We start from the raw sequence: 15,371 nt of genomic DNA on the forward strand, positions 1-15,371 counted from the left end.
TCCTGTTGAATTAGCTCTCTTTCGATGGGAACACCTTCATGCCGATAATATAAAGCACGGCAGTACCGATCAAGCCATTAATCGGTGGGATGCCTGGTACATACTCCGCAATCAGCACTCCGCCGATCCAGGCTGCAATCGCAACCCAGTTTACTGATTTGAAGCTCATTTCTTCGTAATTCTTGTACGATCCCCGGCGCAAGATAAAGAAATCCGCCAGCAAAATCGCCCCGATTGACGGCAGAATGGAGCCAAGCACCGTCAGGAAGCCTACAAAGTTGTTGTACAGCCACATTGCAGCAATCGTACCTACTGCACCGTTGAAGATAACAATCATATTTTTCGGAAGCTTCGTAACATTGGCAAAGCCCAAGCTCGATGCATAAAGGGCGTTCTCATTCGTTGTCCAAATATTAAGTCCCAAGACAATGATAGCAGGTATAATCAGTCCTTGCATAAACATCACGTCTGAAATGTCGGCTTGTCCGTAGACAATGGCGCCTACCGCACCGAACAGGAACATCAATGAGTTCCCTAGGAAAAAGGCAATGACCGTTGCTACGACCGCAGAGCGTGTCGTCTTCGCAAAGCGCGCAAAGTCAGGTGTCAGCGTACCTCCGCTAATAAAGGAGCCGATACATATTGTTAGGCCTGCAGCAAGTCCCATCGCTTCTGTCGGCTGATAATTAAACAATCCTTGCATACCGCCGCCTGTGGATGCGGCTTCGAACATCGAATAGCTTCCTAGAATCGCGATAGAAGGCACAGCGACAATTCCAAGAATTGCAAGCGCCTTAATGCCATAGATCGCTGTTACGGTCATCAGAATGCCAGAAATCACGATGAGGATGTACACGTTCATGCCCGTTACCTTTTGAACCGGTACCGCGAACATCGCAACCCCTACGCCAAACCAACCAACCTGCGTAAAGCCTAGCAGCAGGGAGGATAGATACGATCCCTTTACACCAAAGGCGTACTTTGTCAGCAAGTGTGTAGATAATCCGGTCTTTGCTGCAATGTAAGCCAAGGCCCCCGTATAAATGCCTAAGATCAAGTTCCCTGCAAGCACCACGCCAATGAACTCCATGAACGTTAAGCCGTTCCCTAACGCCCCGCCTGACCACATGCTGGCCGAGAAGAAGGTGAAGCCAAGCATAACGGCAAGAATCTTCCAAAATCCGTTTCGATAGCTGTTCGGCACTGCCTGCAACGAGAATTCCAAATCTACTTTTTCCATATCCATCCCCCAAGTCATCTTGATGTTACTGATACCATTGAGATGTGCGAGACGCATTATTCGTAATGCGCTTCTTCACACTCCGGAAGAGGGAATATACGGGATTGCCTAGTGGATCAGGGCAATAAAAAAAGCCTATTGCCCAGTTTCCCTGACAATAAGCCATATCTGATCATGCTAAAGCAATAGGACATACGTATACACACGTATCCCTATTAAGATCATACATTCCGCTGTCCTTGTCAGCCTCACGGGACTGAATTAAAGGTATCATATGAAGTTGTTATCATTATGGCAAATCTCAAGTGAAACTGTCAACTGAAGTTATTAATTGGTTATGTTTACTGTTGCTCATCCTTGTTGCAAGAATGGGTATTTTTATTTCTTTATAACAGAGTATTCGCTTAGAACCCTCAAGCCAGGCTTTTCAAATCTAGATAGGAGATGTATATTTTTTCAAAAAAACTATTGCTTTGTAGCGTAAATGTAATTACTATTTAGAGTAAAAGAGGTGACAATAAATGGATGATGAATTGCAGCTTAACGTACCGCTATTGCGTCGACGTGTCCCTAATCTCACAACAGCAGCTCGGTCAGCAGGGCTAAGAGCTGCGACAGTCTCGAATTTGTGTACAGGGAAAATTCCGATTGGACGCGCTGAAGTAAAAACGCTAGTGGCCCTTGCTACGCTAGCAGGGTGTAGTCTGGATGAACTTATAATCAGAGGGAGTGGGTTACGAATGATTGAAACAGGCATAAAGGCTTTGGACTTGTTTGCACCAGTTGTTCGTGGAGGCACGGTTGGCTTTGTCGCACGACCTAATATGGGTCAGCTTGTATTATTAGCAGAGCTTATGCATCGGATGAAGAAACGGGGATTTGCTACTGTTTATTGGGATACGGGCTCTGATGCCTCTGGAATCAATCATATTCAAACTCAATCCCAATTCGTCCACACCTCGCAAGGAGACCTGTATAACTGCATCGTCAATCTTCGTGATGAAAAGGATATCTTCCTAGGCGTTGATCGGAGTACGGTGTTGTCTGGTGAGCTTCTGTCCTTGCAAGACAGGCTTAGAGAGGCTGGTGCAAGGCCGATTACCATCGCATTAGTCGATATCAAATGTGAAGTGGTGGATGATCAATGGGCATACGGGCCGCTAGACACACTATGGCGTTTTGATGCTGATATGATCAGCCGCAATATATATCCTGCCATCGATCCTATAGGGTCTACCTCCACCGTATTAGAAGGCGCCCACCTCGAAGCTGCACATTTAACCTTGCAGCAGCGTGCACGCAAGTTGCTTCGTCGTTACCGGGAATTAAGGCCCCTTGTTACCGCACAGGGCCTGGAGAAGATGACCGAGACGGATCAACAGCTGTATAAGCGGGGAGAACGATTAGAATCCTATCTGTCACAACCATTCTTTGTCTCCGAACCCTACACGAAGAAGTCCGGTGAATGGGTATCCCTATATGAAGCAATGGACGATGTGAAGCGAATTCTCGATGGAGAAACCGATAATATCGGGCCTGCCGAATTGTCCTTTAAAGGACGATTAGAGGTACATTCCTAGTCGCCTCCAACTAGACATTAACATAACCATATAAATGGGCCGGTCTTTAGCGATCGGCTCTATCTCCAATTTTAAGGCACTTTGAAAAATAAAAAGCCAGGCACTAGGCCCAGCTTGAATACTCGCTTCTATACTTTTTTAACAAATTCACTCTTCAGCTTCATGGCTCCAAAGCCATCAATCTTGCAGTCAATATCATGATCTCCATCAACCAAACGGATGTTTTTCACTTTTGTTCCGATTTTGACCACGGAGGAGCTGCCTTTGACCTTCAGGTCCTTGATTACAGTGACCGTATCCCCGTCGTTTAAGATATTGCCGTTGGCATCCTTCACGACCTTCACATCTTCACTGCTTTCATTCGCTGCGTCCAATGTCCATTCATGTGCACATTCCGGACAAATGAGAAGATTTCCATCCTCATAGGTATACTCCGAGTTACATTTAGGGCAATTTGGCAATTCAGTCATTTTGTCATTCCTCTACTTGTTATTAGGTAAAGCATGAGTCCGCCTATAGAGATGTATAATATCATAATATTTGAATATTCACAAATCCATCCCTTTTTATTCCTTACATGACCTTCAAATCCTCGACTATGGATAACAAGAGAACGATTTAAAGGGCTTACATGAAACGATCACGGAAAATCCATTGTATTGCCGTTGGGTTTGGCCTATAATTCGTAATCAAAATCATCTTTATATGCATGATTTTATAACCATGAGAAAGGGTCCAATCCATGATCAACAAGAAAAACAAGCTGATGCTTCTGTTTTCCCTCGGCACCATTATCCTTAGCCTTATCGTACATATCCTGCACCGTGTGTTTAACATTATGGGACACAGTCTGATGATGGGTCATGCTACTGTAGATCCGACCATCGCAGAGCGCTTTTCACTATCTCTGAATCTACTGTTCCTGCTTCCTGTCATCCTATTAGGATTCGCATGGTACTCCTACAGAAAACAAAATGACCATGCGTTTGTCCCTATTCTTAATACGCTTATACTTACGTTCTCCAGTATATCGATTATTGCAGGCGGCGGTGGGACGGTAGAATTCCACTTTTCTATCTTCATGGTGGTTGCGATTGTTGCTTATTATGAAAATATTCGGCTGATCGCTTTAATGACGGTCCTTTTTGCCTTACAGCATATTCTAGGCTTCTTCCTTGTGCCTGAGCTGGTATTTGGCGTAGAGAAGTATTCCTTCCTTATGCTCGTCATTCATGCTGTATTTTTGATCTTAACCTCTAGTGCAACAAGTCTGCAGATTCACTCCAAGCAGAAGATTACTAGAGCGCTTGAGGAAGAGAAGGCTCATAAACAGCAGGAGGTTCTTTCACTGCTGAATACCGTCAAGCATCTATCAACGGAGCTGGAGCAAACGTCCATGGTCGTTGCGGACAAATCGGTACACAGCCTGGAAGCCAATTCGAGCATGATGAATGCTTTCGAGCAGGTATCGCAAGGCTTGGAGGTCCAAAGTCGTTCCCTGCATAATATGGAGGAGAATCTACAGCGGATTAATCATATGATCCAGAACAATTCCGAGGCTTTCTCCGAACTGAATTATAGCGCAACCGCGACAGAAGGAATGGTTCAGCAGAATCAACAGCACATCGAATCCTTGCTGCAGCAGGTATTGATCGTATCGGAAGCCATTAGCAGGTCTTCGAAAACGATGCAGACACTGAATCAATCTTCCGAGCAGGTTGAGAGCATCATCTCTACCATTCAGGAGGTTGCCAGTCAAACCAACCTGCTTGCCTTGAACGCTTCTATTGAAGCCTCTCGTGCGGGAGAATATGGGCGGGGATTTGCAGTCGTTGCTGGAGAAATCCGCAAGCTTGCAGAGCGCAGCAGCAGAGCTACGGATGAGATTAAACGCATTTTGACGCACATTCAGGAGGAAAGCGCCTCTTCGGTTGTTCAGATCGAAGAAGGAACCCAGGCGACAGCGCATACCGTTGAGCTGACCCATGCCTCTGTCGCAAGCTTCCACCAGATGAACGAATCGGTCCATGATATGATCCGAATCATTGAGCGTCTAAGCGATTCTGTTAAGCAGACTGAGCAGCAATCCCAAGGAATTGCGATCGAAATGACCAATATTTCAGCAGTCAATCAGGAGAGCGTGGCTTTCGTGCAGGAGCTTGACCGCCTTACGGCCTCCCAAGGCCAAGCCTCAGAACAGGTCAATCAGGAGCTGCTTCGCTTGAAGAAGCTCTCCAGTACGCTGCAGGAGCAATTTACAGCCTAAATACTATCCCGTACGACAAAGACACATTCGCTCATCATGCCTTTGTTGTCGTACGGGATTTTTTTAATACGTATATTCATAAATATAGCGAGTCTGGTTGCGGAGCAGGCTTGGCGATGCAGCACGCATGACGGTATTGCGAATGGCGCACAAGAGGGGCGAGTCGAACTGGGACATCACCCCTACCTGCTTGGCGATCTTGCAGATTCGATTCACACGCTGAAGCCGATGATTCTCATAATTTTGAAGCCCATATTCCAGGCTCTCCGCTAAGCATTTGCCAAGGACATAGGCATCTTCGATGCCCTGACAGGCGCCTTGTCCAAGATTCGGTGTCATTGCGTGAGCTGCATCGCCAACCAGTGCAATCCGTCCAAAGGCATAGTGATCCATTAACGGAATGTCATACACGTCATGATGAATAAGGGGCTGCTCGTGAGCATGCTTCAGGATGTCCCCTACAATCGCGGGATATGCTTGCAGTTTTTTCGATAGATCATGAACCGTGAGCGCGGAGAGCTCTTTGTGATTGGGAGCTGTATTCATCAGGATATACCAGTAGACTTTAGACGAGGAAAGAGGCATATACCCGAAGCGTCCCTCAGGCCCCCATATTTCATGAAGATGGCTTCCCAGCTTGAGATCCTTGCATACAGCAACTCCACGCCAACACGTATATCCTGCGTAACGATTCTTCACATGAGGCAGGATCTGCTGCCGAACGGCAGAATGAATGCCGTCTGCTCCAATCGCATAATCAGCCTCAGCAACGGTCCCATCCTCGAAGGCTACCGTTACACTCTTCGGTTCTTGAAGGACATGAACGGCCTTTTTACCTAAAGAAACAGGTGTTGCATGCAGCTCATCCATAAGAATCTGATGAAGATCAGCCCGATGAATCGCAATTGTCTGGTCTGGCTGCGGATTAGGATTAAGAGCAGACAGAACCTTCCCCTTTTCTGATAAAATGAGAAGCTGCTGAAGCAGATGCCCCTTGGCCTTTAAGGCATTTGTCAGTCCCCATTCATTAAAAATCCGCGTTGCGTTCGCTGCGATCATGATTCCCGCTCCAACGGGCTTTAGCTCTCTCGTCTTCTCATACACATGAACCTCTATTCCTTCTCTCTGAAGGGAAATAGCCGTAGCCAAGCCCGCAATGCCTCCACCTAGAACGATCACCTTCGTCATCTTCATTGCCCCCTATTCAAGCCACGTTATGAGATCCTTCCTAACAAATTAACATTCAAGCGGCTGTATGGTGTCGATACATGTACTTGAATGAATGGCGATGAGCGTATGGCCATTTATTCAAAAACAGCCTCAATCGCGTTAATCGACGTCCTAGATATTCATAATCAATTGATCGAGCAGCAACGATACCCTGCGATTCACACCCTGATGCAATTCCTCAACGGACTGTTCCTCATGCAGCCAAAACATAATAGAAGAGAAATACGTCCCAACAAGAATCGACGCGATGTCTTCCATCTCGCCAGCAAAACGCACCTCTTGTCGGATTTGCTCCTCGTGGAACATTTTGGAGATCCATAGCTTGAATTGCCCGATCGTATCCATTTCCCCTGCCGTGGCTCCCATGGATTTGACTGCCTCCGCGACCGCTGCTTTCATCAAGGCTGGATGCTCCTCAAGTCGGTTCGTCAGCTGCTTGAATGCAAAAAGAATACGCTCTTTCAAGGGCTTATCGGTCTCTGCGGCCTGCTCTATAATCATCTCCAGCTGCGATTGCCCCAAATAAAGCAATACAGACTCCTTCGTTGGGAAGTAATTATAGAACGTCCCCTTCGCAACGCCGCAGGCCTTCGTAATCTCCGATACGCTGACATGATCCATTCCTTTCACTGCAAACAAGCGAATGGATTCCAGAAAGATCTTCTCCTTAAGATCCTGTTTTCTCGATTCTCTAAGCACTTCCATCACCTCACAATAGAAAAAATGACCACGGTCATTTTTTGACCTCGGTCACTATTCTAACACACCTGCTGAATATTGTAATATTATTCCTGTGAACGTTTCATTACATTGCATCCTCGTCGATTGAAGTATAATAGCAGTATTCAGTGGATGGGAGTTGAAACATGTGGTGGATTGGAAAAATGGAGCCCAAGGCCATAAATTTGTAGCTTCTTATAGTGGAGGAAAAGACAGCACGCTCGCGTTGTACAAAGCAATGCAAGTCGGGGAGCCAATCGGGCTGATTGTCATGCTGGAGGAAGAAGGACAGCGATCACGATCTCACGGCATGCCCCCAGAACTCATTCGCGCGCAGGCGGAAGCGATTGGACTGCCTGTCTTTACAGCTGCGACCAGTTGGGAGGACTATGAAGCAAACTTTATGATGCTGCTCGCTAAGGCCAAGGATCAAGGAGCCGAAGTACTCGTTACGGGCGATCTGGACGTGCCTGTGCAGGATTGCTGGCATGATAGGGTGACGAAAAATGCTGGGCTGGGTCTTGCCATGCCGCTATGGGAGATGGATCACCGGGAAGCTGTGCTGGAATTCATCCAGCTTGGATTCGTAACAACCATCGTAACGGTGAATACATCCTTAGGCATGAAAGAAGAGGATCTCGGCCGCATTTTAACCTTGGGATATATAGAAGAGCTTGAAGCAAGAGGCATTGATCCTTGCGGGGAGGGCGGCGAATTCCATACGACGGTTATTGATGGCCCGCTCTTCAAGCAGCCGATTCCAGTTCGTCAGGGCGATATCCTTAGAGATGGAAAGTATGCCTTCTTGCCATTGGAGCTTGATGCTGTCATGAATGACGGTCAAGGATAGCGATATAAGAGAAGAGACTCATCATTCGTTTCTCTTGAACGAAAAAGCCGGGCACTCCAGTAAGAAGAGGGGGGCAGTCCCATAGAGTGTCCGGCTTTTTATTAGAATATATCCCACGAATGGCTCAATGAATGATTGAATAGCAAAGCGTTCTGCAGAGACTGCGAAAGCTCATTGCAGTCATTATTCATCCATTAATCAAACTGCCAGCAGCTTAAGCTTAGATTGCCGTATTGATAGCTGCGATGAAGCAGCTTAGCTCGTCGATTCTTATCACCGCTCCCCATTGCTAGCAGCAGAGGAATGAAGTGTTCACTGGTTGGAACAGCCTCTGTAGCATGTGGAGCCAGCTCCCTATAATTCATCAAAGCATCGATATCCCATGTCTCAAGCTTGTGATCGAGCCACTGATCGAATGCTTCTGCCCATTCATCTACATGATCAGAGCGCCAATTCAAGCGGCTCAAATGGTGTACGGTTCCTCCACTGCCGATAATCAACACATCCTGCTCTCTTAGCTCAGATAAAGCTTTCCCGATGTAATATTGCTGTTCATTCGTCAAGTAGCGATTAACAGACAGGGCGACCACCGGGATATCCGCATCAGGGTAGATAAGCTTAAGGACCGCCCACGCTCCATGATCGAGGCCTCTTTCCACATTCAACTTGCTCGCTATTTCTTGCTTTGAAAACAACATTTGAATCTGCTCGCTTAACGGGCGACTGCCTCTCGCTGGATACGTCATCTTATACAGCTCTTCTTGAAATCCGCCAAAGTCATAAATCACATGGTGACGATCGACTGCGCTTATGGTTTGAATCGGTTCTTCCCAGTGAGCGGAAAAGATGACGATCGCTTTTGGCTTTGGAATATGGCCAGCAAACTGCTTTAACATCTCTGTATATGCATGATCCTCCAAGACAAGAGAAGGTGCACCGTGTGCAATGAAATAAGAAGGAATCATCTCATCATTCACTCCTTTATTGGTCAATGACTGTTACTTAAAGATTGGTTGAAGGATTGCGTTTCTTTAAAAAAACACGATCAAGCGATAATGCCGTAGATTCGGATACCGACAAATACAAAGCGATCAAGAACAAGCCTAAATCTAGCTCATAGCCAGGCATCTGATCCGATCCAATCAGGCCTGCAGGCCATTTAACCGTAACAATCGCGCCAACCATCATCAGGGCAAACAGAATGGATACAACCCTTGTCCCTAGTCCAATAATAAGAAGGATGCCTCCAGCCAATTCTAAGATAGCCGCCACATATGCCATAAATGCCGGAACCCCTAAGGAACTGAACCAGGCCTCTACATTTCCTAACCCCATTTGGAACTTACTGATGCCATGAACGAGAAATATGATGCCCAGCACCACTCTCATTAATGTTGTTACCCAAGTCATTTTATTCATTTGTTTATCTCCACCCTTAAATATTAGTAATAATAAAAATAAATTTATATTAGTAATGTAATCATGTAGGCATTGGCATGTCAATAGGAAATTTGTTAATATAAATATATATTTTGTATAGCAAATATTTTGTTAAGGACGTGTTCATCGTATGGATATCGGATCCAATATACGAGCAATCCGCAAACGAAAGGGCATTACCATTGCGGAGATATGTGATAGAACAGGGCTTTCCCAAGGCTTTTTAAGTCAGGTCGAAACAAATAAAACCTCTCCTTCTATCGCTACTTTGGAGAATATTGCAATAGCCTTAGAGGTTCCTCTCGCTTACTTGCTGCTCAAAAAAGAAGAACGAATGCGTATCGTTCGAAAAGAGGAGCGTTATGTAACGACAAGCGGAATCGAAAAAAATCTAAGAGTAGAGCATCTAAGCTCTACAAAGAATATGAGGATGATGATCGTCGAGCTTCCTCCCGGAGCTTCGACGGGTGAAGCGCATGCTCATGAGGGTGAAGAAGTGCATGTGGTCATTAAAGGCAGGATTTATGCGGAGCAAGGGGAAATTTCGGCGGAATTCGGTGAAGGAGACTCATTTTCGTGGAATGCCTGCACCCCCCATTTCGTTAAGAACATAGGAAACGACTCCGCCTTGGTCCTGATTTCCGTCTATACGGAAACGGAAAATCATAGAGCGTTGTTCTGAGTCGTTCTTAATCCCTGAAGCAGCCCCTAAGATTCGTGTCATTCCTATAAGACAAAAACCCATGTTGATCAGATGACAGTCAACATGGGTTCTTTATGATGGAACCGAAAATCATTATGATTCCTCATGATTGGATTGCAATATAAATCCGCACCTCTGCATTCGCCGGATCAAAGCTGCTGGCATCATACAGCTCAAAATCCCCCGTATAAGCTCTCACCTCTTTTGAATCATTAAAATAGTTCCATATCTCCATCCAGGCTTGCGCCACCACCTCGTATACGGGACCCTTTTTAGATGTAAACACCAAATACTCACTCTCCGGTACGGCAGCATGTTCGAATGGCATATCCGCTCGATCTATGTTCTCCTTCAGCTCATGACCAATGAGAACGGTATAAGCTCCCGAAGCATCGCTCTCATAATCCGTATACAGGGCATAAAGATATGCTGGTTGATCGCTATACGCTTGCACAGCTGTGCTGTTTTTAAAATAGGTTTCCCACAGCTTCGGCAGTCGCCCATTCGAACCTGCTTCTTCGGCATTCGTCGTTCGGGTCGTAACTCCTGCTAGTGTGATACTCGGTTTGTGTACGACGTGATTGTTCATATTGGTACCTCATTTCGACTTAAGATAATCATAGTATAACGAGCAATAGTTGACATCTGCATGTCTAGTTTAGATTGACTATTAATCATTTTTTCTGCCCTTTGAACGGGTAATGCTGATATAATGCCTTTTAGAACTCCCCCTATATAGGCAAAGGTGATATTTATGCTCTCATTTTCTAGATTGATCAAATGCAAACCCCCTATCCCCTGACTCTGACGCAGGATAACTGAGATTTTCGAATGATATAGGGGGAAAGAACATTGAATAGAAAAATCTCAACGCCAGCCTTATGGCTGCTTATTATCCTTGTCGGATTTCCGCAGATTAGTGAAACGATCTATACGCCGTCGTTGCCGGACATTGCAAACCATTTGCACGCGAGCAGCAATGCGATTCAGATGACACTCAGCATCTACTTTCTAGGCTTCTCCTTTGGCGTCTTCTGCTGGGGAAGACTATCCGATTCTATTGGCAGGCGTCCAGCCATGTTATGGGGAATTGCCGTGTATGGACTTGGGAGCCTTGGCTGCTATCTCTCGCCCTCTGTCGAGTGGCTGATGGCAAGTCGGTTCATCCAAGCCTTTGGGGCAAGTACAGGCTCTGTCGTGACGCAGACCATTCTGCGCGAAAGCATCGATGGCGCGAAGCGTCATGCCGTATTTGCTCAAATATCCGCTGCTCTCGCCTTTACTCCGGCTATCGGGCCTTTGATTGGCGGGTGGTTGGATCAATCTCTTGGCTATCAGGCTGTGTTCTTCACGCTCGTGGTGATGAGTATCGCAATTGGAGCAGCGACATTTACATCTCTGCCTGAAACAAAAGGAACGGCTGCGACCAGCATTAGCACCTTGTCAGTGGCAAAGCGCCTTATGGTGGACCGCAGAGTATGGGCTTATGGTTTTCTAATTGGCGCAACCAACGGGTTATTGTTCAGCTACTATGCGGAAGCGCCGTTTATTTTTATTGAATTCTTCAGCATGAAGCCAGGCATGTTCGGCTTCTTCGGTATATTTGTTGCGCTGTCATCCATCTTCGGGGCCTTGTTGTCTAAAAAGCTGCTTAGAAAAATGCCTGCAGAGAAGATTATTTTGATGGGCACTTTGGTTACAACAGCGGGGGCGCTATGTCTTACAGGCCTTACGCTTTCTGGGATGAGCCCGTCCGTGCTGAATCTGATCTTGATGGTCATGGGTATCTTCGTGATCCTGCTAGGCATCGGAATGGCGATTCCAAACTGCCTAAGCCTAGCGCTCGTGCACTATCAGGATGTGCTGGGTACAGCCGGCGCACTCTTTGGATTAGGGTATTACCTAATCGTCAGCCTGATGACAAGCGGAATGAGTTATCTTCATAACGGTTCACTTGCCACTATGCCGCTGTACTTCCTAGGAATCGGTATCATCATGGTCCTTGTAAGCAAATCCTTAAGAGGAGCGCGTTCGTAACCCTAAGCCGGCTTCAAATCAATATGTAGTTTCATCCGTTTGCCGTCCCTAATGTTATTAATGATTAGGGATGGCCTTTTTATTCTGCGTTCCTTCCCTATTCATAGTAACAGCCGTTTTCATGATTACAAAAAGAGGAACGTATCCGATCATGTCGAACTTCATTCGTATGATGAAGCATACCGAACCTAAACCCACATTTAAAAAATGCATGATCATTCTCGTCTTTCTCATCGTTCTGCTGGGACTCAGGTGGATATGGTCTGAAATATATCCTGCTACAAAGCAGCTTCAGTCTGTTGATGGTGTGCTGGATTTGCGCGGTATGGATTTGGAACAGTCGCCTCCGATCTACCTGAATGGCGAGTGGAGCTTCTATCCGCACGAATTTATCACCTATAAACAACTAATGGATAGCCATGATCAGGGAGATTCCATTCAAGTGCCTGGAGATTGGGGAAACAAGCTGAATCCAGCATCAGGCTCCTCTTACGGCTATGGCACATATCGGCTTCGGCTGCTGGTTGATCCGCTGCAGGAGCCGATTGCCTTTTGGATACGAGGTCTTCAAGCGTCTTCCATTGTCGAGATTAACGGTCAGGTTAACGCCATTATGGGGAGACCCGCTGCCAAAACAGACGATTATAGGCCACAAAGCAGTTCCTTTACCGCCTCCTATGGTGAAAAAGGCGCTACAGAAGTGGAACTGCTCATTCGCATGGCCAACTATGATGAGCCCTACAATGGCGGGATTGTAAGATCGATACGCTTTGGCTCTCAGGCTGCGATTGATTATGCACGCTGGTATTCCATTGGCTTTCAGCTGGTCACATTCATTATTTTGCTGCTGCACGGGCTATATGCGTTTATTCTTTACTTGTTCAACCGGAAGGAATGGACATTGCTGCTTACTGGTCTCTTGACACTGTCCGTAGGAATAGCCATTCTGTCAGGACACGACAATGTGCTCCTGCTGTGGCTGCCCGCCAATTATACATGGGGAATCAAAATCAGACTGATCTCCCTTCTATGGCAAAATCTATTCATCCTTCTCCTTTTCAGGGGACTGTTGTCAGAACCGATGCAAAGCAGATGGATACGACTGTATGCTGGAGCCCTAGTCTTGTTTACCAGTTTCCTTGTCGTCGCACCTGTTTCAATGGTCCACGGAGCAATCGACTACTCAATCTTTTTTGCCTTCTACTTCATTCCATGGGCGTGGCTCATTTATATTGTAGGGGCAATCATCTTTAAAGAATATGGTGACAAGGATGTTATTTTTCTCCTATTAAGTGCAGCAGGCATCATTTCCAACTTGCTATGGAGCGGCATCGATTACTTGTATGAAGTGACGAATGTCTTCTATCCTATCGATATTATTGCTGCTATTGTCGGCTTCTCCACTTACTGGTTCAAGAAATATATAAGGAATTCCAGGGAGAATGCGATGCTCAATATCCAGCTGCAACAAGCTAGCAAATTGAAGGATGAGTTTCTAGCGAATACGTCGCATGAACTTAGGACGCCGCTTCACGGCATTATGAATATTGCAGAGACGGTAGCAGCAAGAGAGAAAGGCAAGATGGAACCGAGCAGCCTGAAGGATATGGATCTGCTGATTACGATCAGCCGCCGCATGTCGCATATGCTTGGCGACCTGCTCGATGTCGCTAGACTCCAAGAGCACCGCATTGTGCTGGAGAGGGAGCCTATAAGCATTCAAGCAGCCGTATCCGGCGTGATGGATATGCTGAAGTATATGGCAGAGGATCGGCCAATCCTGATGAGGACGGACATTGACGAGTCCATGCCAGCCGTCCTCGCGGATGAGAAGAGATTGGTGCAAATTCTATACAATCTGATTCATAATGCACTTAAATATACCGAAGCAGGAACGATAACGGTATCCGCAGAAGTGAGCAACGGACGTGCCTTCATCCATGTCGCCGACACAGGCGTCGGCATGAATAAGGAGACGCAGGAGCGTGTGTTCCTGCCCTATGAACAAGGCGACTATGGTATTCATGACGGGCAGGGCATCGGGCTTGGTTTAAGCATATGCAAGCAGCTCGTTGAACTGCATGAGGGAGTTTTAACCGTGCATTCTGAGCTTGGGAAGGGTTCTGTGTTTTCCTTTGACCTCCCGGTAGCAAGCACGATTCGCCCCTCAATAGAAGAAAAAAATGTATCCGTTTCTATAAATACGAAGGAGTCGGATGATGATCAGCTTCGCTTCCTGCTCTCATCGCCAGCATTGCAAGAACAAGGCCAACAGGAATTGGTGCCGCCACTTCTAACCGAATCAAAATTGGATATCCTTGCAGTAGATGATGATCCTGTTAACCTGAAGGTGCTCGTTGGCATTCTTTCTTCGGAGCCTTACAATATCACAACCGTCTACTCGGCAAGAGAGGTGCTGGACCTGCTAGGTACGAAGCAGTGGGATCTGATCATCGCCGATGTGATGATGCCTCATATGTCAGGCTATCAGCTTACTCGCATGGTAAGGCAGCTATACTCCGTATCGGAGCTTCCAGTCCTGCTGCTAACGGCACGCAGCCAGCCTGCTGACATCTATGCCGGATTCTTAGCGGGAGCAAACGACTATGTCACCAAGCCTGTCGATGCCCTAGAACTGAAATACCGCATTCGGGCATTAATCTCCTTGAAGCAATCCGTGCATGAACGCTTACGGATGGAAGCCGCGTATCTCCAAGCGCAGATTCAGCCGCATTTTCTGTTCAACGCCTTGAACTCCATCATGGCGCTTGGCGAGATCGATACCGAGAAGATGCAGGATCTAGGGGATGCCTTTGCTTCTTACCTGCGGATCAGCTTTGACTTCCTCAATACGAGTGAACAGGTTGGGTTATCCCATGAATTGGAGCTTGTGGAGGCTTACTTGTATATCGAGCAGGAGCGGTTTAGAGGCAGATTGTCCGTCGCATGGGACATTGAGCCCGGCATTACCGTGCAGCTTCCGCCGCTGTCCATTCAGCCGCTTGTCGAGAATGCAGTGAAGCATGGCATTCTAAGTCTAAGCAAGGGCGGAACGGTCCATATCCGCATTGCCCGTCAGGAGTGCTCTACCCTCATTGAAGTAAAGGATAACGGAAAAGGAATGGAACAAGGGCAGGTGGATCAGCTGCTCAACCCAATCTTGAAGGACAAGCGCGGGATCGGCGTCTCCAACACCCATCGCCGATTGATTCAACGCTACGGGCAAGGCTTATCCATTAACAGCAAGCCTGGGGAAGGAACAACGGTTTCCTTTGTTATCCCAGATTAGGCCGTTCTGACACAAC

At 46.7% G+C, this 15,371-nt stretch carries 13 protein-coding genes; 6 read left to right on the plus strand and 7 right to left on the minus strand.

What is annotated here, in order from left to right; genetic code table 11:
- Nucleotides 1-10: 10 nt before the first annotated feature.
- The gene (codB, locus tag I2H74_RS10695) at nucleotides 11-1,240 is read right to left on the minus strand and encodes a cytosine permease (protein ID WP_195573924.1); all 1,230 of its coding nucleotides are present in this window, start codon (nucleotides 1,238-1,240) and stop codon (nucleotides 11-13) included.
- A 521-nt stretch (nucleotides 1,241-1,761) separates the two neighbouring features.
- Here codB and I2H74_RS10700 point away from each other — a divergent pair.
- The gene (locus tag I2H74_RS10700) at nucleotides 1,762-2,820 is read left to right on the plus strand and encodes a hypothetical protein (RefSeq protein ID WP_195573925.1); all 1,059 of its coding nucleotides are present in this window, start codon (nucleotides 1,762-1,764) and stop codon (nucleotides 2,818-2,820) included.
- 128 nt (nucleotides 2,821-2,948) lie between these two features.
- On the opposite strand, the gene I2H74_RS10705 is transcribed toward I2H74_RS10700, so the two are convergent.
- Entirely contained in the window at nucleotides 2,949-3,290 is a 342-nt protein-coding gene (locus tag I2H74_RS10705; RefSeq protein ID WP_195573926.1) for a zinc ribbon domain-containing protein YjdM, read from the minus strand.
- Between the two features lie 272 nt (nucleotides 3,291-3,562).
- On the opposite strand from I2H74_RS10705, the gene I2H74_RS10710 reads away from it, so the two are divergent.
- Nucleotides 3,563-5,086 (plus strand): methyl-accepting chemotaxis protein, encoded by a 1,524-nt coding sequence (locus I2H74_RS10710; RefSeq protein ID WP_195573927.1) that lies wholly within the window; start codon nucleotides 3,563-3,565, stop codon nucleotides 5,084-5,086.
- Nucleotides 5,087-5,149: 63 nt separating this feature from the next.
- Here the strand turns inward: I2H74_RS10710 and I2H74_RS10715 are convergent, their stop codons facing one another.
- Nucleotides 5,150-6,274, minus strand: coding sequence for an FAD-dependent monooxygenase (locus I2H74_RS10715; protein ID WP_195573928.1), 1,125 nt, complete (start codon nucleotides 6,272-6,274; stop codon nucleotides 5,150-5,152).
- A gap of 153 nt (nucleotides 6,275-6,427) precedes the next feature.
- The gene (locus tag I2H74_RS10720) at nucleotides 6,428-7,015 is read right to left on the minus strand and encodes a TetR/AcrR family transcriptional regulator (RefSeq protein WP_324254047.1); all 588 of its coding nucleotides are present in this window, start codon (nucleotides 7,013-7,015) and stop codon (nucleotides 6,428-6,430) included.
- 160 nt (nucleotides 7,016-7,175) lie between these two features.
- Here I2H74_RS10720 and I2H74_RS10725 point away from each other — a divergent pair, with 160 nt between their 5' ends.
- Nucleotides 7,176-7,886 carry a diphthine--ammonia ligase gene (locus tag I2H74_RS10725; RefSeq protein WP_195573930.1) on the plus strand — a complete coding sequence of 237 codons (711 nt, stop codon included), beginning with the start codon at nucleotides 7,176-7,178 and terminating at the stop codon, nucleotides 7,884-7,886.
- Nucleotides 7,887-8,080: 194 nt separating this feature from the next.
- Here the strand turns inward: I2H74_RS10725 and I2H74_RS10730 are convergent, their stop codons facing one another.
- Together I2H74_RS10730 and I2H74_RS10735 are read right to left on the minus strand one after the other, a co-directional pair.
- Nucleotides 8,081-8,851 (minus strand): DODA-type extradiol aromatic ring-opening family dioxygenase, encoded by a 771-nt coding sequence (locus I2H74_RS10730; protein WP_195574085.1) that lies wholly within the window; start codon nucleotides 8,849-8,851, stop codon nucleotides 8,081-8,083.
- Nucleotides 8,852-8,888: 37 nt separating this feature from the next.
- Nucleotides 8,889-9,305: a DoxX family protein gene (locus tag I2H74_RS10735; RefSeq protein ID WP_195573931.1), complete on the minus strand. Its 417-nt coding sequence runs from the start codon at nucleotides 9,303-9,305 to the stop codon at nucleotides 8,889-8,891.
- A gap of 151 nt (nucleotides 9,306-9,456) precedes the next feature.
- Between I2H74_RS10735 and I2H74_RS10740 the strand changes: the two genes are divergently transcribed.
- Entirely contained in the window at nucleotides 9,457-10,008 is a 552-nt protein-coding gene (locus tag I2H74_RS10740; RefSeq protein ID WP_195573932.1) for a helix-turn-helix domain-containing protein, read from the plus strand.
- Nucleotides 10,009-10,132: 124 nt separating this feature from the next.
- On the opposite strand, the gene I2H74_RS10745 is transcribed toward I2H74_RS10740, so the two are convergent.
- Entirely contained in the window at nucleotides 10,133-10,618 is a 486-nt protein-coding gene (locus I2H74_RS10745; protein ID WP_195573933.1) for a GyrI-like domain-containing protein, read from the minus strand.
- Nucleotides 10,619-10,881: 263 nt separating this feature from the next.
- Here I2H74_RS10745 and I2H74_RS10755 point away from each other — a divergent pair, with 263 nt between their 5' ends.
- Together I2H74_RS10755 and I2H74_RS10760 are read left to right on the plus strand one after the other, a co-directional pair.
- Nucleotides 10,882-12,066, plus strand: a complete 1,185-nt coding sequence (locus I2H74_RS10755; RefSeq protein ID WP_195573935.1) for a multidrug effflux MFS transporter — start codon at nucleotides 10,882-10,884, stop codon at nucleotides 12,064-12,066.
- Nucleotides 12,067-12,187: 121 nt separating this feature from the next.
- Complete coding sequence (locus I2H74_RS10760) at nucleotides 12,188-15,355, plus strand: ATP-binding protein (protein ID WP_229106552.1); 3,168 nt, start codon at nucleotides 12,188-12,190, stop codon at nucleotides 15,353-15,355.
- Nucleotides 15,356-15,371: the final 16 nt, after the last annotated feature.

The organism is Paenibacillus sp. 1001270B_150601_E10 (assembly GCF_015558675.1).
Classification (GTDB): Bacteria; Bacillota; Bacilli; order Paenibacillales; family Paenibacillaceae; genus Paenibacillus_B.